Consider the following 23,849-nt stretch of genomic DNA (forward strand, 5'->3'; position numbering starts at 1 on the left):
CACCCCCGCCGGGTGGGTTTCCGGCGCCGCACCTCCCCCGCCCCCCCACCACCCCCCCCCACCCCCCGGCGGGGGGGGCCGCTTCTTTTCAGAGCTGGTACTTCTTCAGGGCTGGTGAAGGCGATCAGCTGTGGTAAGGCTCCGCGCTCAGCAGCGTGACCTTCATGGTGCTGCCGTTGGGCAGGTTGTACTCACGCGTGTCGCCGACCTTGGCTTCGAGCAATGCGCCGCCCAGCGGTGAGTTCGGGGAGTAAACCTCGAGCTTGGCGTCACGTGCGCCTTCTTCGCGAGTAGCGATGAGGAACGTCTCGGTGTCACTCTCGTCGCCGTCGTAGTAGACCTTGACTACGGATCCGGGCAGTGCAACACCGGACTGCGTGGGGGCTTCGCCGACCTTGGCGCTGTTCAGCAGCTCCTGGAGCTGGCGAATGCGGGCTTCCTGCTGACCCTGCTCTTCGCGGGCAGCGTGGTAGCCGCCGTTCTCTTTCAGGTCGCCCTCTTCGCGACGCTCGTTGATCTCGGCGGCGATGACAGGGCGATTGGCGATGAGCTGGTCGAGTTCGTTCTTGAGCCTGTCATGTGATTCCTGGGTAAGCCAGGTCACCTGGGTCTCGGTCATCTCGATCACTCCCTAGTAGTTGGAGCCGGGGGCTCCCTCGACGATCGCTGCAACAGCAGCGAACAACGACGCAGAAGCACCACCAGGGGTGCAGCCTTGCCGTCAAACCTTGCGTCAATGCAGCAATACACGGTTCCACCCGGAACCGTGTATCGGGCAATTCTATCACGCATGACTACCCGCCCTGTCCGGCGCCAAACGTCCGGCAGGGTGGGTGCGTCCGAGGTCAGCTCTTGGTCAGGTACTCCGGAACGTCGAAGCTGCAGCCGTAGACATCGGCCATGCCTGGCGGCTGGGACGTCTTGACCTCGGTGTTGAACTCGAGGGTCTGATGTTCCGAAGGCGGGACGTAGACCTCGCGTCGACCGGTTTCGGAGCCGTCCTTCGAGCGGGCGCGCACGATGCACATCGCTTCACGTGACGAATCGTCACGGGTGACGGTGAAGCGGATCTTCACCGTGGCGTCGTTGGCGATGTCGAACGAGATGGTCTCGGTCTCGATTTCCTTGACTGCGAATTTTCCGTACGCGTAGTACGCGATTCCGCCGCCGACGACGATGACGAGAGCGGTCAGAGCCCACACCATCCACTTGCGGGGACTGCCCGTGCGAGTAGTGCTCGGGTACCGATCTTGGGGAAGCGGTTTGCTCATCACTCTGCTCTCGAAGACTCGAGTTCACGTGTCGTGCAGCAACTGACTGCGCCCCACCGAACTACTGAAGGGGTCACGGCTGCGCCAGGAACTCTCGGGTGGAACTATAGAGGACGTGTCCCGTCGCGCCGTCGGTAGGTTTGACGGCAGTCGGTACGTTTGACGGCAAAGGCTCGGAGCAATTCGAGCGGTACAAAGCGTGTTGGTCGAAGACTGCCGGCGACGGCAATAGGTGAAGTTGAGGTGAACGAACACGTGAGCGGATTCCGGCTCATGGCCGTCCATGCCCATCCCGACGACGAGTCGAGCAAGGGTGCGGCCACCACCGCCCGTTATGCAGCCGAAGGCCACGAAGTGATGGTCCTGACGCTCACCGGGGGTGAGCGTGGCGACATTCTCAACCCGGCCATGGACGTTCCCGGCGTCCGCGATCGAATCAGCGAAGTCCGCCAGGAGGAGATGGCCGAGGCCGCTCGCATCCTGGGCGTGAAGCAGCGCTGGCTCGGTTTCGTCGATTCCGGACTCCCCGAGGGTGACCCTCTTCCGCCGTTGCCCGAAGGATGCTTCGCCCTCGTTCCGCTCGAAGAGTCCACGCGCGCTCTGGTCAAGGTGATTCGCGAATTCCGTCCCCACGTCGTCACGACGTACGACGAGAACGGCGGATACCCACATCCGGACCACATCCGGTGCCACGAGGTGTCGATGGCTGCGTACGAAGCCGCCGCCGATCCCGAGTACTTCCCCGAGGACGGTCAGCCGTGGGAGATCAAGAAGCTCTACTACTCGCACGGATTCATCCGTAAGCGCCTCGAACTCTTCCAGGAGGAGTACGAGCGCCGGGGTGAGCCGTTCCCGATGGCGGACTGGCTCAAGAAGTGGAAGACCGAGCGTGGCGACATGATGGTTCGGGTGACCACTCAGGTCACGTGCGGCGATTACTTTCCTCAGCGTGACGACGCTCTGCGTGCGCACGCGACGCAGATCGATCCCAACGGTTCGTTCTTCGCTGTGCCGCTCGACATTCAGCAGAAGATCTGGCCCACCGAGGAATTCGAGCTCGCCAAGACGCGGGTCACCACGTCCATTCCGGAAACCGACCTGTTCGCAGGTCTCGAAGAGGACGCTCAGAAGTGAATGCTCTGTCCGCCGAGGTAGTTCTCGGCACCACACAATTTCTTGCTCAGACCCCGAGTAATCCATCGGGTCCGGAGTTCGGAAAGTCGTCTCCGGTCGGATTGCTGGTCATTCTGGCGCTGCTCATCGGTGTGATCCTGTTGGTTCGGTCGATGAATCGCCAGCTCAAGAAGCTGCCGGAAACCTTCGAACCGGATCATCCCGAACTCGATCAGCAGGCGGACGAAGGCACCGATCGGGGAGCGATCACAGCTCCGAGCCCGGCGGAACCGAACGTCTCTACCGAGAAGAAGCCGAAGCAAGAATCCTGAGACGGACGAGGTAGCGACGATGGACCCACGGATGCGGAACAACCTGGGTGGGTCCTCGAGTCCTTACCTGCGTCAGCACGCCGACAATCCGGTCCACTGGCAACAGTGGGGCGAAGAGGCGATGGAGTGGGCGCGCGAGCGCAACGTGCCGATCCTCCTCTCGATCGGGTACTCGGCGTGCCACTGGTGCCACGTCATGGCGCACGAGTCGTTCGAGAACGACGAGATCGCGGCGATCATGAACGCGAACTTCGTCTGTGTGAAGGTGGACCGCGAAGAACGTCCGGACATCGACGCCGTCTACATGAATGCGACGGTTGCGATGACCGGCCAGGGCGGCTGGCCGATGACCTGTTTCCTGACTCCCGACGGTTCACCGTTCTACTGCGGTACGTATTACCCGCCGACGCCTCGCGGCGGAATGCCCTCGTTTACACAGCTTCTCGAAGCGATAGCCGACACCTTCACGAATCGGCGCGACGAGGTCGACAACGCGGCACAGTCGATCGTCACGGAACTTCAGCGCGCGTCCGGCGGAATCCCGTACGGCGGCGCGCCCGTCGATGCGGAGCTGCTGGATGCGGCGGGTCTGTCGATCCTCGGCGACGAGGACATTCCGCGCGGGGGATTCGGCGGGGCACCGAAGTTTCCGCCGTCGGCACTTCTGGAGGGAATGCTCCGACAGTTCGAGCGCACAGGTTCGAACGAGATTCTCGGAGGCATCGAGCGCACCGCCGAAGCAATGGCACGTGGCGGCATCTACGACCAGTTGGGTGGCGGTTTCTCGCGGTACTCGGTCGATGCCGAGTGGGTGGTTCCGCACTTCGAGAAGATGCTCTACGACAATGCGCTGCTCCTGCGGTTCTACGCGCATTGGGCGCGGCGAACCGGATCGGACCTGGCCACTCGCGTCACCGCGGAGACCGCAGGGTTCCTGCTTGCCGATCTGGTGACCGAGAACGGTTGCTTCGCTTCGGCTCTCGATGCCGACACCGACGGCGTCGAAGGCCTCACGTACGTATGGACGCCGGCGCAACTGGTCGAGATTCTCGGCGAGGACGACGGGCAGTGGGCGTCGGAGTTGTTCCGGGTCACCGATACCGGAACCTTCGAAGAGGGTGCGTCGGTATTGCAGTTGCTCCATGACCCCGACGACTGGTCGCGCTGGCAGAAGGTCTCCGACGCTCTCCGTGCCGTCCGGGCTCAGCGTCCACAGCCTGGCCGCGACGACAAAGTGGTGACTGCCTGGAACGGGCTGACCGTCACGGCTTTGACGGAAGCGGGCCTTGCCCTGGACCGGCCCGACTGGATCGACGCGGCAGCCGAGTGCGCCGGCGCTCTTCTCGACCTTCACCTGGTAGACGGTCATCTGCGCCGTGCTTCCCTCGGCGGGACCGTCGGCACCCCGACGGCAGTGCTCGAGGATTACGCAGCGTTTGCGACGGGCCTCCTGGCTCTCTACCAGGCAACGGGAACTGCGCGATGGCTTGATGCGGCGCAGCAGTTGCTCGACGTCACTCTCGATCATTTCGCCGATCCGGCCGAGCCGGGAAGCTGGTTCGACACAGCCGATTTCGCGGAGTCTCTCGTCACCCGGCCCCGAGACCCGTTGGACGGCGCGACGCCTTCCGGTGCGTCGAGCGTCGCCGAGGCACTGTTGACCGCAGCGGCGTTGACCGACGCCGAGCGCTCCTCTCGTTACGCCCAGGCCGCGGCGGACGCGATGGCGAGGGCCACGCTGGCGCTCGAGCGTGCGCCGCGCTCGGCGGGACACTGGCTCGCGGTGGCGGAAGCGTCGTTGCGTGGTCCGATACAGGTGGCCGTCGTCGGTGAAGGATCCCTGTTGGCCGCTGCCCGCCGGCTTGCCCCGGGTGGTGCAGTGGTGGTGGGCGGATCGCCGGATTCTTCACCGCTGCTTGCCGATCGACCCCTTGTCGACGGTGGTGAAGCCGCGTACATCTGCCGGGGATTCGTGTGCGATCGGCCGGTGACGACGGTGGTGGAGTTGGCGAGTCAGTTGAACACGACGAGCCATACCGCGATGTAGTGGCAGATCGCCGCGACGACCGTCGCGGCATGGAAGAACTCGTGGTGACCGAACGTCGTGGGCCACGGGTTGGGCCATTTCGTCGCGTACAGAATTGCGCCGACGCTGTAGAAGATTCCGCCGACTAGCAGCAGGACCATCGGGGCGACGCCGACCTGGTGTGTCAGTTCGCCGACCACTGGGACGATCGCCCAGCCGAGGAGCAGGTAGAGGGGAACTCCCACCCATTTCGGGGCGGTGGGCCAGAGCATCTTGAGCGCGACGCCGGCGAGCGCGCCCGTCCACACGATCGCAAGAATGATCTTGCCGGTGTGGGTGGGGAGTCCGAGCATGGCGAACGGTGTGTAGCTGCCGGCTATGAAGAGAAAGATCATCGAATGGTCCGCACGCTTCATCCACGTACGGCCCTTGACGGTCTGCCACTGAATGCGGTGATACGTCGCGCTGATGCCGAAGAGGCCGCAGATCGTGATGCTGTAGATCGCGGTCGCCCAGGCCGCCTTGGCGCCTACCTGAGCGCCGGCCACGGACACGAGAACGATGCCCGCCACGACGGAGACACCGAGCGCCCACAGGTGGATCCAACCGCGCATGCGTGGTTTGACCGGAAGCTCGTCGAGCCCGAATGCCGTCATGTGCAACCCCTCTCGTTCCGTGCTGTTGCGAACAAGGTAACCTACGGTACCGTAGGTTACGCACCAGTAGCATAACCTACCTGCGGGTTTTCGACGTGTACAAAAAGCGTGACGGCGCTCGCATGTGGCTGTCACTGCCGGGCGTAGTCTTTGACACCATGGTGATGTCACGGTGAATCTGCGCGGACTGCTGTACAGCATCTACGAGCGACGGCTCCTCAGTCATCTCGACGGTCTCGCGCACCCCCGGCACGTAGCCGTGATGTGTGACGGAAACCGGCGATGGGCTCGCGAGAACGGCTTCACCGATGTCAGTCACGGGCACCGCATGGGCGCACTCAAGATCGCCGAATTGTTGGAATGGTGCGACGCCGCCGGAATCGAGATGGCAACTATCTATCTGCTCTCGACCGAGAACCTGCGCCGCGAACCGGAAGAGTTGGACACACTCCTCGAGATCATCACCGACGTCGTCGAAGAGATCTCCGGGCCCGGCAAGAACTGGAGCGTGCAGATCGTCGGTGCCCTCGATCTTCTGCCCCCCGAGCAGTCCAGGCGATTGCGGGAAGCTGCAGCCGGAACAAGTGGCCGAACCGGAACGCATGTCAACGTCGCGATCGGATACGGCGGGCGGCAGGAGATCGCCGACGCCGTCCAATCGCTCCTACGCGACAAGATCGGTGAAGGTCTGAGCGGAGACGAACTGATCCAGGCCGTCACGGTCGACGGCATCGACGGTCACCTCTACACGTCGGGGCAGCCCGATCCGGATCTGGTGATCCGCACCTCCGGCGAGCAGCGGCTCTCCGGATTCCTGTTGTGGCAGAGCGCCTATTCGGAGATCTGGTTCACCGAGGCGTACTGGCCCGAGTTCCGCCGAGTCGACTTTCTGCGGGCCCTGCGTGACTACGCGGCGCGCCACCGCCGGTTCGGCGCCTGAGTCGTCTCAGAGCTTGCGCAGTCGTAGCCGGTTGATCGTGTGATCGGCGTCCTTGCGCAGCACCAGGGTTGCGCGAGGGCGGGTGGGGAGAATGTTCTCCACCAGGTTCGGGTGATTGATCGAGTTCCAGATCTCCTTCGCCGCGATGGTCGCGTCACGGTCGGAGAGGCCGGAGTAGTGGTGAAAGTGAGCGTTCGGATCGGCGAACGACGTCTTGCGTAGTGCGAGGAACCGCTCGATGTACCAGGCTTCGATGTCCTCGATGCGGGCGTCGACGTAGATCGAGAAGTCGAACAGATCGGAGACCATCAGACGTGGGCCGGTCTGCAGGACGTTGAGGCCCTCGATGATGAGGATGTCCGGCTGGCGGATCAGATGGTACTGGCCCGGGATGATGTCGTACGACGTGTGCGAATACACCGGCGCCGCTACTTCTTCCGCGCCGGACTTGACTTCCGTGACGAAGCGCAACAGCTTGCGGCGATCGTAGCTTTCGGGAAAACCCTTGCGGTGCATGATGCCTCGACGCTGGAGTTCCTTGGTCGGATACAGGAATCCGTCCGTGGTGACGAGGTCGACGCGTGGGTGGTGATCCCAGCGGGCCAGGAGAGCTTGCAGCACACGAGCTGTCGTGGATTTTCCGACCGCAACCGAACCGGCGACACCGATGACGAAGGGCACCTGGCGATCGGGATGCTTCTCACCGAGGAACGTGGCGGTGGCCGCGAACAGTCGTTGGCGCGCCGCCACCTGCAGGTGGATCAGACGTGCGAGGGGGAGATAGACCTCGGCGACCTCTTCGAGATCGATCTGCTCGCCGAGACCGCGCAGGCCGTACAACTCGTCCTCGGTCAACACCAGCGGCGTCGACTTACGCAGTGTCCGCCACTGCTTGCGGTCGAACTCGACGTAGGGACTCGACTCGTTGGTACGCGCCATCAGCCCAGCTCACCGGCGCGTAGTGAACCCGGAGCCCGGCGGACGAAACAGCTATGCGAGCAAGCCAGGCGCGAGTGCGCACGATCCGAGTGCATAGTCGGATTGTGCTCGGTGCCACGTCCGGGACTTTCGCCGGGTGGCATTCCGGAGCGAGCGGCTAGGCTCGGTCGTTATGGATCCAGACACACTTGTTCGCCAATATCTGCTGCTCGGACTGGGTTTCGACCGTCTCGAAGACGGATTCGTCGATGCGTTCACCGGTGACCCGGCGTTGCGGAAGCAGGTCGAGAGCGCCCCGAAGCCCGATCCGCGCGAACTTGCCCGCACGGCACGTCAATTGCGGGGCGAACTGGCCGGAAGTGGTCTGAACGCCGAGCGCGCTCACTTCATCGACGTTCACTTGCGCGCCCTCGAATGCTCCGGGCGCAAGTTCGCGGGTGAGGACATCGGCTTCGTGGACGAGGTGGAGGCGTACTTCGACGTACGAATCGCCAAGGGAAACGAGGACGCCTACAGCGACGCTCACCGGTTGATGGGTGACGTTCTCCCCGGTCCGGGACCGTTGGCGCAGCGGGTGCAGGCGCATCGCAAGGCCGACGAGATCCCCCCAGCAAGACTGAACGAGTGCGTCGAGGCAATGTCGAGTGCGCTGCGCGATCTGGTCCGCGGCACGTTCGGGCTTCCCGCGTCGGAAACCGTCGAATACGAAGTGGTGGGGGACAAGCCGTGGTCCGGCTTCAACTACTACCTCGGTGACTACCGCTCCAAGGTTGCGATCAACTCGGACCTGCCGCAGTTCATGGCCAACTTGCCGCGGCTGATCGCGCACGAGTCCTACCCCGGCCATCACACCGAGCATTGCCGCAAGGAAGCCGGCCTGGTCGGGACCGGCCAACTCGAGCAGACGCTGTTCCTGGTCAACACGCCGCAGTGCATCATGGCCGAAGGACTCGCGGATCTGGCGCTCGAAGCGATAGTCGGCCCGGACTGGGGTTTGTGGGCGCAGGAGATCTACGCCGATCTCGGATTGTCTTTCGACGGGGAGAAGGCGCAACGGCTCTCCACCGCGTCGGGGCAATTGCTGAGCGTTCGTCAGGATGCTGCACTGATGTTGCACGACGAGGGCCGCAGCCTCGACGACGTGGCGCTCTTCCTCGAACGGTGGTCGCTGTCGACGCCGGAACGCGCGCGGCAGTCGCTCAAGTTCCTGTCTTCACCGCTGTGGCGGGCCTACACCAGCACGTATGTCGAGGGATACCGGTTGCTCGGGGGCTGGCTGGACGAGGTGCCGGTAGGCGCAGAGCGCACCGAACGCTTCCGCAGGCTGCTCGACGAGCCGCTGGTTCCCAGCTCTCTGCGTGCTGCCTAGTGCCGGGTGGAGACGGCGGGAGCGAACTTCGTAGACTGGACGCATTCGTTTCCGCATCCAGCTTGGAGATTCTTCGATGACCGCTGTGCCCGGCTCCGACGTCAACTCTGCATCACTCGCCGAACTCGACCCCGAAGTCGCCGAGGCGATGGCTGGTGAATTGGCTCGTCAGCGCGACACGCTCGAGATGATCGCGTCGGAGAACTTCGTTCCCCGCTCGGTTCTGCAGGCTCAGGGCAGCGTCCTGACCAACAAGTACGCCGAGGGCTACCCGGGACGTCGTTACTACGGCGGTTGCGAGCACGTCGACGTCATCGAGGATCTGGCGCGCAACCGTGCGAAGGAACTCTTCGGCGCGGAGTTCGCGAACGTTCAGCCGCACTCGGGCGCACAGGCCAATGCTGCTGTCCTGATGGCACTGATGAACCCGGGTGAGAAGCTGCTCGGCCTCGACCTTGCACACGGTGGCCACCTCACGCACGGCATGAAGCTCAACTTCTCCGGCAAGTTGTACGACGTCGCGTCCTACGGCGTCAGCAAGGAAGACCACCGCATCGACATGGACGAGGTGCGCTCGATCGCCCTCGCCGAGAAGCCGAAGGTCATTGTCGCCGGCTGGTCCGCGTACCCGCGTCAGCAGGACTTCGCGGCCTTCCGTGCGATCGCGGACGAGGTCGGGGCGTACCTGTGGGTCGACATGGCTCACTTCGCCGGATTGGTTGCAGCAGGCCTGCACCCGTCGCCCGTCCCGTACGCGGACGTCGTCTCCTCGACCGTCCACAAGACCCTCGGTGGACCGCGTTCCGGTCTGATCCTGGCGAAGAAGGAGTGGGCCAAGAAGCTCAACTCCGCTGTCTTCCCCGGTCAGCAGGGCGGACCGCTCATGCATGCCATCGCGGCCAAGGCCGTCACCTTCAAGATCGCTGCGGGAGAAGAGTTCAAGGATCGTCAGGCACGCACGCTTTCCGGTGCGCGCATTCTCGCCGAGCGTCTGGGGAACAAGGACGTCGCAGATCAGGGCATCAGCGTCCTGACCGGTGGCACCGACGTCCACCTCGTTCTCGTGGACCTGCGTAACTCGCAGCTCGACGGCCAGCAGGGTGAGGATCTTCTGCACGAAATCGGCATCACGGTCAACCGCAACGCTGTTCCGTTCGATCCCCGCCCGCCGATGACCACCTCCGGTCTGCGTATCGGTACCGCAGCGTTGGCCACCCGCGGATTCGGCGATGCCGAGTTCACCGAGGTCGCCGACATCATCGGTACCGCTCTGGCCGGCAACGCGGATCTGCCGGCGCTGCGAGCGCGCGTCGCAAAGCTCGCCCTCGACCTTCCGCTGTACGACGGTCTCGAGAACTGGGGCCTGCTCAGCAAGAACGTCTAGGAATTTCTTCACCGACGGCCCGGTCCCTTTCGAGGGGCCGGGCCGTCGGTGTTCATGGATTTGCGGTTCATGGACTTGTGGCATCGGTCACATGACCGATGGTGGCGGAGTTCGGCGCTTCCTAGCCTGAGAGCATCACCCCTCCGGCGAAGGAAATCCCATGACCGAACAGAATCTGCATTGGCTCTCCGCTACCGAGATGGCGGCGGAGGTCGCGTCGAACAGTCTCTCGCCCAACGAGATTGCCGAAGCGATGATCCAGCGCGTCGACGCCGTCAATCCGTCGATCAACGCGATAGTGCAGTTCGATCGCGAGCAGGTCACGCGCGACGCGGCCGAACTCTCCCGGCAGCAGGAATCGGGCGAGAAGCTCGGCCCGCTGCACGGTGTTCCGTTCACGATCAAGGATCTGACGGCCGTGGACGGGCTGCCGACCACGTTCGGGATGAAGCCGATGGCCGACAACATCGCGACGGGAAATGCCGTCGTGGTGGACAGGCTGCGCGGCGCGGGCGGACTGTTCCTGGGAAAGACGAACACTCCCGAAAGCGGCTACTACGGTGGCACGGACAACCACCTGTACGGGCCGACGCACAACCCGTGGAAGCTCGGCAACAGCGCGGGCGGGTCCAGTGGCGGTGCGTCGGCTGCTGTGGCTGCCGGCCTCGGGCCACTCGCCGAGGGCAGTGACGGCGCCGGATCGGTGCGAATCCCCTCGGCTCTCTGCGGGGTTGTCGGGCTCAAGCCGACCACCGGTGTCATCCCGCAGACCATCCTGGCCGGTCGGTTCTACAACTGGGCGTACCACGGTCCGATCACCAGGACGGTTGCCGACAACGCGCTCATGCTCGACATCATGGCCGGGCCGCACAATGCGGATCCGCTCTCGATCGAGCGTGCCGAGACCTCGTACGTCGAAGCGGCGAAGGGTGACGTGAAGGGACTTCGTGTTGCGTGGTCGACGAATCTCGGTCTCGGCCATGTTGATCCGGAGGTGCTGGCGGTGTGTCTCGACGCGTTGTCGGCATTCGAGGAATTGGGTGCCCGGATCACCGAGGCGACCCCGCAGTGGGGAAATCCGTCGGAGTCGATGTGGAACGGTATCTGGGTTCCGGGTTTCGCTTCGGAGTACGACTTGCTCGACTGGGAGAACCTACGAGGCGAGGTCGACGACAATCTTATCGAGATCATGCACGAGGCTGAGCGGCTCACCGGTGTCGACGTCGGGCGGGCCGACGCCTTCCGCGGCGTCATGTGGGACACGTGGACCACGTTCATGAACGACTACGACGTACTGGTTTCGCCGACCTTGGCGTCGGCCACGTTCCCGCTCAGCCAGTTCGCACCGTCGTGGCTCGAGGGAGCGTCGCTGCGTGAGCAGTTGCTCGATTGGCTCTTCACCTACCCGTACAACATGCTCAACAACCCGGCGATCACCGTGCCTGCCGGATTCACCGCCGACGGCCGACCTGTGGGGCTGCAGATCGCCGCACGCCACCGTCAGGACGCATTGGTCCTGCGGACGGCTGCGAACTTCGAGGCGGTGCGTCCGTGGGCCGACAAGAAGCCTGCCGATTCGCTGGTGGTGGCCTAGCTCACACAATTGACTAGATTGGTGTGATGACGTCTGTACTTCCCGATCGCGGCGCGCGACCAGACATGTTCGCGCCGCGATCGCCGGCGGCCGGGGCCTACGGCATTCTCGGCCTGTGCGCCGAAGAACTCCGAGCACGCGGGCTCGAGTACGCGGCAGCAGCGGTCACGTACCGAGATCCGTCCACCGGACGGCATCGGGCCCTGGCGAGTTCCGGATACAACACACGGGTGCTCGAGTTCCTTCTCGACGACTTCGTCGCCGATCGAGACCTGTTCGGCATAATTCGCGAGGCTTCGGGCGTTCCGGTGTTCTGGCAGGACGTGCCACGCTTCGAGCAGGTCGAGTTGGTCACCGATGTTCTGCGGCCGTCCGGGTATGCCGAGGGAGCATCGGTCGCGTTGGGGTTTACCGGCCGTGAGGTGACCGGAATGCTGCACATGAGCTTCGCGGATTCGGGCGTCGTCGATCGTGTGCGAGAGGTGGTGGCGGCGTCGAGTACAGCCTGCTCCCGGGTCGTAGGGGACCAGGTGGCGCTCGATCGCGTCCACCTGAGCCCGCGGGAGATTCAGGTTCTGCAATTGGTGGCCAAGGGCGCGGGCAATGTCGAGATCGCCGAAGAGCTGTTCGTCAGCCGACGCACTGTCGCCACCCATCTCGAGAACATCTTCGTCAAGACCGGAACCAATTCGCGGGTTCAGGCAGCGGTGCGCGCCGCCAAGTGGGGTCTGATCGAGTCCTGAGTGACTCCGAATCACACGTGTGGCATTTTGTTACCTGGCGTTCACCAGATGTGCGGCTCGTTCCGTGGCGCGAGTGTCCGATCCGCAGTACCGTCGGCAGTAACGAGTAACCAGAAGTTACTTGTGCGGGAGGTTCTGATCGTGACTGAAACACTCAGTACGAGAGGGCCGGCGCCCGGCCCTTGTTTCAGCTGACACTGCGTCACCTGACACCAGAGCCGTCCGGCCCAGCGAGCTGAGTTTGCGCGGGTGCCGCGTAGACCTAGGAGCCCAACGTGACTGCATCACGCTCCGTCTCTGCCCACTCGGCCCGGGCTGATCTATCAGCCGGGAATCATTCGGGAGATGCACTTCGCACGTACGTCTTGGATACCTCGGTACTACTGTCCGATCCATGGGCTGTCACTCGATTCGCCGAACACCACGTGGTGCTCCCACTGGTCGTGATCAGCGAACTCGAAGGCAAACGACACCACCACGAACTGGGATGGTTCGCCCGAGAATCGCTCCGCATGCTCGACGATCTTCGGATCGAATACAGCCGACTGGACCGTCCGGTGCCGATCGGCACCGAGAACGGGACACTGCAGGTTGAACTCAATCACACCGACCCTGCGGTCCTGCCCGTCGGATTCCGCACGGACAGTAACGATTCGAGGATTCTGGCGTGTGCGCTGAACCTTGCGGCGGAGGGCAAGGACGTAGTCCTCGTCAGCAAGGACATTCCGCTTCGTGTGAAGGCAGGCGCGGTGGGGCTACCCGCCGACGAGTACCACGCTCACGACGTCGTGCCCTCCGGATGGACGGGCATGACCGAACTGGACGTCGCCTCGACGGACATCGACGAGCTGTTCAACGAGGGATTCCTGGACCTCGACGAAGCGCGAGATCTGCCGTGCCACACGGGTCTTCGCCTGTTGGGTGGTTCGTCGAGCGCGCTCGGACGGGTGACTCCGGACAAGCGCATCCAGTTGGTGCGCGGTGAGCGCGAGGCGTTCGGGTTACACGGCCGCTCCGCCGAGCAGCGCATTGCGCTCGATCTCCTCATGGACGAGAGTATCGGCATCATCTCTCTCGGTGGTAAGGCAGGCACCGGTAAGTCGGCCTTGGCTCTGACGGCAGGTTTGGAAGCCGTTCTCGAGCGCCGCACTCAGCGGAAGGTTGTCGTCTTCCGTCCGCTGTATGCCGTTGGCGGACAAGAACTCGGCTACCTTCCCGGTAGTGAGAGCGAGAAGATGGGCCCGTGGGCTCAGGCCGTCTTCGACACTCTCGACGGGTTGGCCTCGCCCGAGGTCCTCGAGGAGGTTCTCGCCCGCGGAATGCTGGAAGTGCTGCCGCTGACGCACATTCGCGGTCGGTCGCTACACGATTCGTTCGTGATTGTCGACGAAGCGCAGTCCCTCGAACGAAATGTTCTGCTGACAGTGCTTTCTCGTCTGGGAACCGGGTCGCGAGTGGTTCTCACGCACGACGTCGCGCAGCGAGACAACCTGCGAGTAGGCAGGCACGACGGAGTTGCGGCCGTCATCGAAAAGCTCAAGGGGCACCCGCTTTTCGCGCACATCACACTCACTCGCAGTGAGCGTTCGCCGATCGCCGAGTTGGTGACCGACATGCTCGAGGAGTTCGGTCCCACTTCCTGAGAGGCGATCTCCCCGTGCGGACTTCGGTCTGCACGGGGAGTCCAGGTTTGAGTAGTTCAGTCCTGCAGCGGTCCCAGTTCGTTGTCGAGAACTTCCTGCACCACACGCATCGCCGCCAGTCCGGCCGGAGCGCCGCAGTACGCGCTCGCGTGGATCACGGTTTCGACGATCTCGGTGCGCGTCAAGCCGTTTCGCAGTGCCCCGCGTACGTGGCCTTTGAGTTCGTTCTCGGCGCGCAGTGCGATCAGCATCCCGAGATTGATCAGACTGCGACTGCGGCGATCCAGTCCCGGGCGCGTCCACACCGAACCCCAGACGTTGGCCGTCACGAAGTTCTGCAGTTCTTCGCTGTCGGTGCCGCGGGTGCGCTCGAAGGCAGCGTCGACAAAATCGGCGCCCATGACTTCGGTTCGCACAGCCAAGCCGGCATCGAAGGAGTCAGGCGTGGTGTTCTCGGGCATCGAAGGTTCGCTCGCTTTCGGCAGGTTTTTTCAGGCCGGAGCAAGCCTACTTCGTGACCCGTTCCCGACTACTGCGCGGCCGACCGCGGTCACCACACCCCACGCGACGTCTCGCAGACTGAAATAGTCTCGCCAGACGGAGATCTTGCCGTCGCGCAGTTCGAAGGTTCCGCACACCCAGAATTCGATGCGCAGCGGACCGACAGTCAGGATGTCGGTGCGTTCGGTGAGCACCGTGGACTCGTCGCCGACGATGTGGTGCATCTCCGCCTCGAATTTCAGTGAAGGCTTGGTGACCAGACGGAGCGCTCGCACGACGGTCTTCTTGCCTCGCAGTGTGGGGAGCGAGACGTTTTGCCACACGATGTCGTCTGTCATCAATTCGGCTGCGGTGTCCACGTCGAAATCGGTGAGGGCTGCGAACATTGCGTTCACCGTGGCTGTCGAACTACTCATGGGGTGTCCTTGGCTGATTTATTCGGCCGGTGTTGCCCGGATGAAGGTACCGAGATGATCGTGATCGAAGTACTCCAAGGTTAGCGAGTTTCCGTCGAAGGTGGCCTTCGAGACAGTCCCGGCCGGTGCGTTTTCGCCGCTGAGGGGGAACGTGAAGGTGTTTCCGTCCCAGTGCGTCAGCGGGTACGTCACGGACGCGGGTCCCATGGTCAAGGTCAGCGCACCGTTCTGCTGCGTCACGAGCGCGGGGCCCCAGTAGGCGTTGCCGTAGTCGCCGGTTACTTGGTCTGTCGGTGGAGCAGGAACAGGGGAGGTCGGCAGCGTCTTCCCGGCGAGTTCGCCCTCGGGATCGGCTTGTGAGGCAAACGACGCTTCGTACAGCGGGCGCCACTCACGAGTGATCTTTCCGAACTGCACCAGATCGGCGAACTCGGCGGTCAGGGTCTCCGCGACACCGGTGGGAGTGCCGTTGGTGAGAACGACGATGCCGACGTCAGCGGAAGGAATCGTCACGAAATTCGTCCCGGCCCCGACCAGGAAGGCTCCGGAGTGGCTGGCTGTGACACGGCCGGCGGCGCTGTCGGAAACGTTGAACCCGTAGCCGTAGAAGCCGGAGCGCTCACCGATTTCCTGCGCGTGCCGCGAGACGATCTCCGGGTTGACCGCAGGCACGAGCGCATCCGTCTCAACGACCTGCTGCCCCTGATACCGACCGCCGGCCAGCACCATGTCCAACCACTTGGCCATGTCGTTCACCGACGAGCTGACACCGCCGGCGGGGGATTGAGCGTCAGCGTCCCGGACCGGTCCTACCGAGTACTTCCCGTCCTCGAGGATGTGGCCGACTGTTCGATTTTCTCGGGCCTGGTAATCGGAGAACCGCGAAGACGTCGACGTCATCCCGAGCGGACCGTAGATCGTGTTCTGTGACAGCGTTTCCCAATCGGTGCCTGCCGCAGCAGCAACGGCCTCCGCGCCGGCAGTGACGCCGAAGTTCGTGTACTCGTAGGTGATTCGGAACGGATTGAGCGGCAGTTGGCGGAGCTTCTCGAGCACCTGGGCCCGGTCGTAGCCCAGGTCCTCGAGTCCGTCACCGGCGTGGTCCGGTAGTCCAGACCGATGTGTGTAGAGATCGGAGATCGTGAGGTGGTCGGTCACCCACGGATCGGCAAGCGCAAACCCCGGCAGTTTCGAGATCACCGGAGTGTCCCAGTCGACGGTCCCGATTCCGACTTCGTGGGCGACCACCGTGGCCCCCACCGATTTCGACACCGACGCCAGTTGGAACACTGTGTCGGCATCGACGGTGGCGCTCTTCCCCAACTCACGAACCCCGAATCCCTTTGCATACACAGTCTTGCCGCCGTGCACCACGGCCACCGCCATGCCGGGAACACCAGAACTTGCCATGAGATCGTTCGCGAGGCCGTCGAGCTTCCCGACGGCGTCGTCGATCTGCCCGTCCGGGATCGGGACCCCGGCATCGAGGCCCGGGCTGGCGTCGCTGACGACCGGCCCGGGCGCCGAGGTCGTGTCGGAATCGGACGAGCACCCGGCGAGCAGGGCGACTGTGAGTACGACAGGAACCGCAGCCGCTGACAGTCGAGAGCTGTTTCTGCTGGTGATGGACACGAGAATCTCCCTAGCGGGGTGTCGTCGGTACCACTCGGTTGATTCAGTATCGGGAATTGTTGGGCTGATAGTGGGACAAATCGGAAAACCGCGTGGCTACTTCGGCGCCTTGGTTGTCAGGCTGGCGAGAATCGAACCTTCGGTAACCGGTTTCCAGGGGAGCAACAACGCGACCAGCAGTGCGGTGATCAGTGCTGCTCCCACCGTGAAGTACGACGCGATGGCGAAGCCTTCCAGGCACGCGGTCTTCATCGTGAGGATCAGACTTTCCTTCTGTTGCTCGAAGAGCGGGCTGATGTCGCGGGAGCGGATCTCGATGACGCTGAGCACCGACTCGCGAGCGAAGCCCTTTTCCTGGGCGGACATCACGGCGTCGGGGATGGCGTCGACGATCGGGGCCACCTTGGATGTGTAGTACGACGCGACGATCGAGCCGATGACGGCGACGCCCAGTGTCCCGCCGAGTTCACGCGTCGTGTCGTTGACTGCCGATCCTGCGCCCGCTTCGTCGAGGGGGACCGAGGACATGATGGAGTCGGTCGCCGGGCCCTGGACAATCGCGAGGCCGAGACCCATGAGCACCATCGAGATCACGACGGGTCCGAGATAGGGGGTCTCGACCGTCGTCTGGCCCGCCAGGAACATGCCGCCGCTGAGGACGAGGAGGCCGAACACCATCACTGCTGTTGTGCCGAGTTTCTGTGCCGCCAAGGTGGCGACCGGGGCGCCCACAGCGACGGCGGCAGCGAAAGGCAAAGAGTGGATGCCGAATTCGAGCGGTGAGTACTCCCGAACGCCCTGGAAGTACTGCGTGATCAAGAACAGGAATCCGAACATGCTGAAGTAGCTGACCGCAATGGCCAAGGCGGGGAACGAGAAACGTCGGATCCGGAAGAGATTCATGTTCAGGATCGGCGCGTCGGTGCGTAGTTCCCAGAAGACGAATGCGGCCAACAGCACTGTCGCAGAAAGGTATCCCGTGATGCTGAACATCGACACCCACCCGCGGTGCGGTGCGTCGATGATGGTCCACACCAGAACTACGATGCCGAGGAGCGAGAGAATTGTTCCGACGAAGTCGAATCGGCCGACGTGGAACGCCTTCGACTCCGGAACAACCAGCAGCACGCCCACGATGACCAACAAAGCGGCCGGAACGTTCATCCAGAACACCGAGTGCCAGGAGAAGTGCTCGAGCAGCCAACCGCCTGCCGTCGGACCGATGGCAATCGCAAAGCCGGCCATTGCGGTCCAGGCTGCGATGGCGATGGCTCGTTCTCTGGCGTCGGTGAAGATGTTCGTGATCATGGCCAAGGTAGCCGGAAAGACAGCGGCGGCAAAGACACCCATGGCGGCTCGCGCCATGATCACCTGTTCGAGGTTGGAAGCCAAAGCCCCGACGAGCGACATTGCACCGACGCCGATCAGGCCGATGATCATCACTCGGCGGCGTCCGAAGCGGTCACCCAGGTGGCCGAAGGTCAGAAGGAACCCGGCGAAGGTCAACGTGTACGCGTCGACGATCCACTGCAGATCGCTGACGCTGGCGAACAGGTCGACGCTCATCGTCGGCAGCGCCACGTTGACCACCGTGTTGTCCAGCACGACAAGGAGTTCGGCGAGGCAGATGAAGATCAGCGCAGTGAAGCGACGGGATTTTGTCATCATGGGCGCCGAGGGCGCCGGTGCAAGTGTGTGAGACATGTTTGTACGCCATCTCTGCTCCTGCGCGAACGGCAGCAGCGGTTGGAAGAATGAGGGTAGGTCAGCTCGGGGCTGAGACCAGGGCCTTGAGGTGAGCGCCGATGCGATCGAGAGGCGCCGTGGTGTGCTGAGCTTTTGCCATCAGGGTTGCGCCTTCGATCGACGCGATGACGACGGTTGCCCACTGTGCTGCAGTCTCGGACGGCTGTCCCTGCTGCCAGAAGAACGATGTGAGAAGCGATTCCCACGAGGTGAAGGATTCGCCCGCAGCAGTTAGCGCCGCCGGCGTCGACGCGCCCTCCACCGCCGCGGCTGCGACAGGACAGGAAGAGGTGAAATCGCTCTCTACCAAGCTGTTTCGGAAGATGGTGACAACCGCGTCGATGATCTCCGGTGGGGAAGACTGGGCGATCATCGAACTGATTGCTGCGCTGATGCCCCGGCCGAAGTACGCGACGGCTTCACCGGCCAACTGCCCTTTGCCCTCGGGGAAGTAGTGGTACACCGACCCGCGGGGTGCGCCGGATCGTTCGACGATCTCGGTGAGCGAGGTTGTGGCGATCCCGTGTTCGCGGAAGGCGTTGATGGCGCCGACCAGCATCAGAGTGCGGGAATCGGAGTCGGCCATCCCGTCATCGTATGCAATCGCGGTGCTGCTCGATTGTTGCGGTGTCACTGATTCTTGCGGTGTCGCTGATTGTTGCGGTGTCACTGATTCCTTCGATACGCCCCACTTGCGACGCGCTGCGGTGATCGGACAACGCGTCTGCGGGCCGGTCATGGCGACGAGGCGTCTCGAGGTGCGTTCATCTCTGCCTCCCAGTATGTCGATCGGTATAGGAACGAATCTGAGACTAGATGTAACCGGCAGACACAGTCAAGTGTTGTATGCAGGTAGCGCGCACTGATGGAGATACTTGCTGGCAAAACTCTGCGAACAGTGGTTATATCGTGCGGTATAGAGCTGCTGCATGGAGTACCAGCTCCGGAGGAGAGGAAAACGACATGCCGGTTCCGACGTCCGTTGCACGAAAAAGAAGAATCGAAGTCGCAGTCGGGAAGTACTTCGCCAATCCGCTGGTCACCGGATTGAACCGGATCGGTCTGATGCCGTCGTTGATGACCGAGATCGAAACGGTCGGACGCCGAACCGGTCTGACCCGCCGAGTACCGGTCGCGATCACCTACGACGGCGACGAGGCGTGGGTCATCGCGCAGCACGGCATCGACTCGGGTTGGGGAGCCAACATCTCTGCGACGCCGGAGGTTCGGATCCGTCGTCGCGGCGAGTGGGTGGATGGTCAGGCTCAGATCATGCCGGACGACGACGTGCCGGCGCGGGTGAAGACTTTCGCGTCGGGGAAGCTCAGATCAGCACTGACTGCGTCTGCGTTCCGCGGGTTGCAGACCGATCCGGTGAGCGTTCGGATCAGGCTCTTGCCCGACCCGTCAACAGATTGAATCAACGGGAGTTGAAATGGTCGGTACGGAATGACCCGGTGCGTTGTCGTCGTTGACGAATGCAGCGGTGGTGCAATCACCCCTGCACACGACGAAGGAGCAGGATCATGCGTATCGGAATCATCGGAGCCGGTCAGATCGGTGGCACGCTCACACGCAGGCTCGCTGCGCTCGGTCACGACGTACGCGTCTCGAACTCGCGCACACCGGACACTCTTGCCGAGTTGGAAGCCGAGACGGGTGCGAAGGCAGTCCGCAGCACCGAGGCCGCCGAGGGTGCCGAACTGGTCATCGTGAGCATTCCTCAGAAAAACGTGGTCGATCTACCGGCGGGGATCCTCAGCGGCGCGGTCGCCGGTGCGCCGGTTATCGAGACCAACAACTACTACCCGCAGCAGCGTGACGGTTTGATCTCCGCCATCGAGAGCGGGCAGACCGAAAGCGCATGGGTGCAGGAGCACCTGGGTGTGCCGGTGTTCAAGGCATTCAACGGAATCTGGTGGAAGCATCTCCTCGAGAAGGGGCTTCCCGAAGGTGCTGAGGGGCGCATTGCGCTACCCATCGCCGGCGACGACGACGTGAACAAGCAGGCCGTGTTCGATCTGATCAATCAGTTGGGCTTCGATCCCGTCGATGCCGGAACGATCGAGGACTCCTGGCGTCAGCAGCCGGGAACCCCGGTGTACGGCAAGGACTTCGATCGTGAAGCGACGCTGAAGGCGTTGGCCGAGGCGAGCCCCGAGCGTACCGACGAGTGGCGGGCAACCACCACGGTGTAGGGCAAAAGAGTGGCGGTTTCCACTTCGGAAACCGCCACCCTAGGGACCATTTTCAGTCCTTGACCTTCGCCATCGCCAGAACGTCGAGACGCTTGTCGAGTTCTTCCTCGCTCAGCTTGTCCGGGACGAGTCCGCGCTCGATGACGACCTGGCGGATCGTCTTCTTCTCCTTGAGTGCCTGCTTCGCGACAGCGGCGGCTTCCTCGTAACCGATCGCCGAGTTGAGCGGCGTCACGATCGACGGCGACGATTCGGCGAGTGTCTTGAGGTGCTCCTCGTGCGCGACAAGTCCACTCACGCACTTGTCCGCGAACAGTCGAGAGACGTTGGCCAGCAAGGTGAACGACTCCAACAAGTTGCGGGCCATGACCGGGATGTAGACGTTGAGTTCGAAAGCTCCGGCAGCGCCACCCCATGCGATGGCGGCGTCGTTTCCGATCACCTGAGCCGCAACCTGTGTGGTTGCCTCCGGCAGGACAGGGTTCACCTTGCCGGGCATGATCGAGCTACCCGGCTGTAGGTCGGGTAGTGCGATCTCGCCGAGCCCGGTCAGCGGACCCGATCCCATCCACCGAATGTCGTTGGCAATCTTCGTCAGCGAGACAGCGATAGTGCGCAGCGCGCCCGACGCCTCGACCAGTCCGTCGCGCGCAGCTTGCGCTTCGAAACTGTTCTTCGCCGGAGTCAGCGCGTCGACACCCGTCGACTTGACCAGCTCGGCAACAACTTTGGGGCCGAATCCATCCGGAGCATTAAGGCCGGTACCGACTGCCGTTCCGCCGATCGGCAATTCGCCGAGGCGGGGGAGTGTTGCGTTGACGCGCTCGATGCCGGCCTCGATCTGACGCGCGTAGCCGCCGAACTCCTGACCGAGCGTGACCGGCACAGCGTCCATGAGGTGGGTGCGTCCGGACTTGACGACGGTCTTCCACTCGGTCGCCTTCGCGGCAAGTGCGGCATGCAGATGTTCCAGTGCCGGAACCAGATCGGTGACCGCCGCTTCGGTGGCGGCGACGTGCGTGGCGGTGGGGAACGTGTCGTTCGAGGACTGCGACATGTTGACGTGGTCGTTGGGATGTACGTCCACGCCGGCGGCTTTCGCGATGGACGCGATGACCTCGTTGGCGTTCATGTTCGAACTGGTTCCCGAGCCGGTCTGGAAGACGTCGATGGGGAACTGATCGTCGTGCTTGCCTTCGGCGATCTCGTTCGCGGCGGCGATGATTGCGTCGGCCTTGTCCGCGTCGAGCAGACCGAGGTCTTTGTTGACTTGCGCGCACGCTGCTTTCAGCAAGCCCATTGCGCGGATCTGGGTGCGCTCGAGGGGGCGCCCGCTGATCGGGAAGTTCTCGACCGCGCGCTGGGTCTGTGCTCGCCACAGTGCGTCGATGGGCACCCGAACTTCGCCCATGGTGTCGTGTTCGATTCGGAACTGTTGATCGTTGCTCTCCGTCATGGCTCCACATTGCCACTTTTGGAGAGCGGGCAGGGGACTACGCCCCGTGAGCGGTTGAGGAGTGCAGGGACTCCCCAACCACTCACGGGGCGGAGCCCATCAGAACGTCGGGGGAACCGCGCCCTCTTCGCCGTCGAAGTCGACGGAGCTGTACTCACGGAGCTTCTCGAGACGGTGGTACGCGTCGATCATGCGAACGGTGCCGGACTTGCTGCGCATCACGATGGACTGCGTGCTGGCGCCGCCGCCGTAGTAGCGGACGCCGCGCAGGAGGTCACCGTCGGTGACGCCGGTGGCGCAGAAGAAGACGTTCTCGCCCGAGACGAGATCTTCGGTGGTCAGGATCCGATCGAGATCGTGACCGGCGTCGATGGCCTTCTGGCGCTCTTCGTCGTCGGTGGGTGCGAGCTTGCCCTGCAGCGATCCACCCATGCAGCGCATGGCTGCTGCGGCGATGATGCCCTCAGGCGTTCCGCCGATGCCGACGAGCATGTCGGTGCCGGACTCGGGACGCGCTGCGGCGATGGCGCCGGCAACGTCACCGTCGGAGATCAGACGGATACGAGCGCCGGTGTCGCGCACGTCCTGGATCAGCTGGTTGTGACGCGGGCGGTCCAGGATGCAGATCGTGATGTCGGAGACCGACGCCTTCTTGACCTTGGCGACGCGCTTGATGTTCTCGGCGATCGGCGCGCTGATGTCGATGACATCTGCAGCGTCCGGTCCGACAGCGATCTTCTCCATGTAGAACACGGCCGACGGATCGAACATCGCGCCGCGCTCGGCAACAGCCAGAACGGAGATGGCGTTGGGCATGCCCTTGGACATCAAGGTGGTGCCATCGACCGGGTCGACGGCGAAGTCACAGTCGGGACCGTCGCCGTTTCCGACCTCTTCGCCGTTGAACAGCATCGGCGCTTCGTCCTTCTCGCCTTCGCCGATGACGACGATGCCGCGCATCGAGACGGAGGAGACGAGCTGACGCATTGCGTCGACGGCTGCTCCGTCGCCGCCTTCCTTGTCGCCGCGGCCTACCCAGCGGCCGGCAGCCATAGCACCGGCTTCGGTGACTCGGACCAGTTCGAGTGCGAGGTTACGGTCCGGGGTCTCACGATGAGTGCTGCTGGCCGTCATGTGCGGTGCCTCCTGGCGCGGTCGCGGTCGACGGGGTGTGTCGACGCAGTGGTTTCTTCAGGCGTCATTGTCCCAGATGGGAGCGGCTACGTGCGCTGTCGGGTCGCTGCACGGACGTTTTGTCGCGCTGGAGGGGGACCGGGAATCGTATCCAGAGCGGAGTACCTGGATACTGGGGGTGTGGCATCGAAGAAACCCCGCATTCTCGAAGACAACAAAGACATGGTCTGGTCTCTCGTACCGTTGGTGCTGTTCTGCATCATCATTGCGGGCATCGCCAGCCAGTGCACGTTCAGTCCTGGAGGCCCGACGCAGGGGCCGATCCCGAGCGTCGACGTGGACGCAGCTCTGAACTACGACGCGAAGGAACTCGGATTTCCCATCCGTAATCCCGGTGTTCCGGACGGGTGGACCCCGAACTCCGGCAGTCGCAAGATCATTTCCGGCGATGGCGGCGGTGATTCGAGCACTGTGGGATTCATCACGACCAGCGGTCGCTACATTCAGCTGACGCAGAGCAACGCCGAGGAATTCCCGTTGGTGTCACACGTTGCCGGTGGACAGCGATTTGCGACCGGAGTCGAGACCGTCGGTGCCGATACGTGGAATGTCTTCGGCGGCGAAGGCGTCGAGTCGATCTGGGTCACGGACGTCGGAGATGTTCGCTTGCTACTCACCGGCGCGGCAACGCCGGAAGAGTTCCGGACTCTTGCCGAGAAGGTCGGCGCAGCGCAGCCGATCACCCCTTAGGGTTTT

23 protein-coding genes are annotated in these 23,849 nt (G+C 63.3%); 12 read left to right on the plus strand and 11 right to left on the minus strand.

The window, feature by feature from the left end; all coding sequences use genetic code 11:
* Positions 1-124 precede the first annotated feature (124 nt).
* Complete coding sequence (gene greA, locus ACFQ6H_RS22940; protein WP_007726385.1) at positions 125-619, minus strand: transcription elongation factor GreA; 495 nt, start codon at positions 617-619, stop codon at positions 125-127.
* A gap of 226 nt (positions 620-845) precedes the next feature.
* Positions 846-1,271 carry a DUF4307 domain-containing protein gene (locus ACFQ6H_RS22945; RefSeq protein WP_230814194.1) on the minus strand — a complete coding sequence of 142 codons (426 nt, stop codon included), beginning with the start codon at positions 1,269-1,271 and terminating at the stop codon, positions 846-848.
* A 255-nt stretch (positions 1,272-1,526) separates the two neighbouring features.
* On the opposite strand from ACFQ6H_RS22945, the gene mca reads away from it, so the two are divergent.
* Genes mca through ACFQ6H_RS22960 form a run of 3 tightly spaced genes read left to right on the plus strand, consistent with a single transcriptional unit; the run spans position 1,527 to position 4,763 of the window.
* Entirely contained in the window at positions 1,527-2,405 is an 879-nt protein-coding gene (gene mca / locus ACFQ6H_RS22950; RefSeq protein WP_378450041.1) for a mycothiol conjugate amidase Mca, read from the plus strand.
* Complete coding sequence (locus ACFQ6H_RS22955) at positions 2,402-2,716, plus strand: hypothetical protein (RefSeq protein WP_007726381.1); 315 nt, start codon at positions 2,402-2,404, stop codon at positions 2,714-2,716. The genes mca and ACFQ6H_RS22955 overlap by 4 nt, the downstream gene beginning before the upstream one ends.
* 19 nt (positions 2,717-2,735) lie before the next feature.
* Positions 2,736-4,763, plus strand: coding sequence for a thioredoxin domain-containing protein (locus tag ACFQ6H_RS22960; protein ID WP_378648794.1), 2,028 nt, complete (start codon positions 2,736-2,738; stop codon positions 4,761-4,763).
* On the opposite strand, the gene ACFQ6H_RS22965 is transcribed toward ACFQ6H_RS22960, so the two are convergent.
* Positions 4,730-5,398 carry a hemolysin III family protein gene (locus tag ACFQ6H_RS22965; RefSeq protein ID WP_378648796.1) on the minus strand — a complete coding sequence of 223 codons (669 nt, stop codon included), beginning with the start codon at positions 5,396-5,398 and terminating at the stop codon, positions 4,730-4,732. The two genes, ACFQ6H_RS22960 and ACFQ6H_RS22965, sit on opposite strands and share 34 nt — an antisense overlap.
* Before the next feature lie 172 nt (positions 5,399-5,570).
* On the opposite strand from ACFQ6H_RS22965, the gene ACFQ6H_RS22970 reads away from it, so the two are divergent.
* The gene (locus tag ACFQ6H_RS22970; RefSeq protein ID WP_214885238.1) at positions 5,571-6,338 is read left to right on the plus strand and encodes an isoprenyl transferase; all 768 of its coding nucleotides are present in this window, start codon (positions 5,571-5,573) and stop codon (positions 6,336-6,338) included.
* A 6-nt stretch (positions 6,339-6,344) separates the two neighbouring features.
* On the opposite strand, the gene coaA is transcribed toward ACFQ6H_RS22970, so the two are convergent.
* Positions 6,345-7,277, minus strand: coding sequence for a type I pantothenate kinase (gene coaA, locus ACFQ6H_RS22975; RefSeq protein WP_378539526.1), 933 nt, complete (start codon positions 7,275-7,277; stop codon positions 6,345-6,347).
* A 172-nt stretch (positions 7,278-7,449) separates the two neighbouring features.
* On the opposite strand from coaA, the gene ACFQ6H_RS22980 reads away from it, so the two are divergent.
* From ACFQ6H_RS22980 to ACFQ6H_RS23000, 5 genes are all read left to right on the plus strand, one after another.
* Positions 7,450-8,646, plus strand: a complete 1,197-nt coding sequence (locus ACFQ6H_RS22980) for a DUF885 domain-containing protein (RefSeq protein WP_378648797.1) — start codon at positions 7,450-7,452, stop codon at positions 8,644-8,646.
* Positions 8,647-8,722: 76 nt separating this feature from the next.
* Positions 8,723-10,030: a serine hydroxymethyltransferase gene (gene glyA / locus ACFQ6H_RS22985; RefSeq protein ID WP_003945195.1), complete on the plus strand. Its 1,308-nt coding sequence runs from the start codon at positions 8,723-8,725 to the stop codon at positions 10,028-10,030.
* 160 nt (positions 10,031-10,190) lie between these two features.
* Entirely contained in the window at positions 10,191-11,624 is a 1,434-nt protein-coding gene (locus ACFQ6H_RS22990; protein WP_378648810.1) for an amidase, read from the plus strand.
* Positions 11,625-11,650: 26 nt separating this feature from the next.
* Positions 11,651-12,367: a LuxR C-terminal-related transcriptional regulator gene (locus ACFQ6H_RS22995; protein WP_378648812.1), complete on the plus strand. Its 717-nt coding sequence runs from the start codon at positions 11,651-11,653 to the stop codon at positions 12,365-12,367.
* Positions 12,368-12,642: 275 nt separating this feature from the next.
* Positions 12,643-14,010, plus strand: a complete 1,368-nt coding sequence (locus ACFQ6H_RS23000; RefSeq protein ID WP_003945274.1) for a PhoH family protein — start codon at positions 12,643-12,645, stop codon at positions 14,008-14,010.
* 56 nt (positions 14,011-14,066) lie between these two features.
* On the opposite strand, the gene ACFQ6H_RS23005 is transcribed toward ACFQ6H_RS23000, so the two are convergent.
* The 5 genes from ACFQ6H_RS23005 to ACFQ6H_RS23025 form a co-directional block, all read right to left on the minus strand.
* Positions 14,067-14,471 carry a carboxymuconolactone decarboxylase family protein gene (locus tag ACFQ6H_RS23005; protein WP_378549661.1) on the minus strand — a complete coding sequence of 135 codons (405 nt, stop codon included), beginning with the start codon at positions 14,469-14,471 and terminating at the stop codon, positions 14,067-14,069.
* Positions 14,472-14,501: 30 nt separating this feature from the next.
* Complete coding sequence (locus ACFQ6H_RS23010) at positions 14,502-14,927, minus strand: limonene-1,2-epoxide hydrolase family protein (RefSeq protein ID WP_378549664.1); 426 nt, start codon at positions 14,925-14,927, stop codon at positions 14,502-14,504.
* Positions 14,928-14,945: 18 nt separating this feature from the next.
* Positions 14,946-16,559 carry a serine hydrolase gene (locus ACFQ6H_RS23015; RefSeq protein WP_378648814.1) on the minus strand — a complete coding sequence of 538 codons (1,614 nt, stop codon included), beginning with the start codon at positions 16,557-16,559 and terminating at the stop codon, positions 14,946-14,948.
* 96 nt (positions 16,560-16,655) lie between these two features.
* On the minus strand, positions 16,656-18,227 hold the full coding sequence (locus ACFQ6H_RS23020) for an MFS transporter (RefSeq protein ID WP_378648852.1): 1,572 nt from the start codon (positions 18,225-18,227) through the stop codon (positions 16,656-16,658).
* Positions 18,228-18,324: 97 nt separating this feature from the next.
* On the minus strand, positions 18,325-18,891 hold the full coding sequence (locus ACFQ6H_RS23025) for a TetR/AcrR family transcriptional regulator (RefSeq protein WP_378450034.1): 567 nt from the start codon (positions 18,889-18,891) through the stop codon (positions 18,325-18,327).
* 377 nt (positions 18,892-19,268) lie between these two features.
* On the opposite strand from ACFQ6H_RS23025, the gene ACFQ6H_RS23030 reads away from it, so the two are divergent.
* Together ACFQ6H_RS23030 and ACFQ6H_RS23035 are read left to right on the plus strand one after the other, a co-directional pair.
* On the plus strand, positions 19,269-19,724 hold the full coding sequence (locus ACFQ6H_RS23030) for a nitroreductase family deazaflavin-dependent oxidoreductase (RefSeq protein ID WP_378648816.1): 456 nt from the start codon (positions 19,269-19,271) through the stop codon (positions 19,722-19,724).
* A gap of 59 nt (positions 19,725-19,783) precedes the next feature.
* Positions 19,784-20,503 carry an NADPH-dependent F420 reductase gene (locus ACFQ6H_RS23035; protein ID WP_378648818.1) on the plus strand — a complete coding sequence of 240 codons (720 nt, stop codon included), beginning with the start codon at positions 19,784-19,786 and terminating at the stop codon, positions 20,501-20,503.
* A gap of 52 nt (positions 20,504-20,555) precedes the next feature.
* Here the strand turns inward: ACFQ6H_RS23035 and ACFQ6H_RS23040 are convergent, their stop codons facing one another.
* Entirely contained in the window at positions 20,556-21,959 is a 1,404-nt protein-coding gene (locus ACFQ6H_RS23040) for a class II fumarate hydratase (RefSeq protein WP_378648820.1), read from the minus strand.
* A gap of 99 nt (positions 21,960-22,058) precedes the next feature.
* Positions 22,059-23,093: a class II fructose-bisphosphatase gene (gene glpX / locus ACFQ6H_RS23045; RefSeq protein WP_019744581.1), complete on the minus strand. Its 1,035-nt coding sequence runs from the start codon at positions 23,091-23,093 to the stop codon at positions 22,059-22,061.
* A gap of 180 nt (positions 23,094-23,273) precedes the next feature.
* On the opposite strand from glpX, the gene ACFQ6H_RS23050 reads away from it, so the two are divergent.
* A complete protein-coding gene (locus ACFQ6H_RS23050; protein WP_378549679.1) occupies positions 23,274-23,843 on the plus strand; it encodes a DUF4245 domain-containing protein in 570 nt (189 codons plus the stop codon).
* The last annotated feature ends 6 nt before the right edge of the window (positions 23,844-23,849 follow it).

Origin of the sequence: Rhodococcus sp. NPDC056506 (assembly GCF_042794945.1) — a bacterium.
Classification (GTDB): Bacteria; Actinomycetota; Actinomycetes; order Mycobacteriales; family Mycobacteriaceae; genus Rhodococcus_F.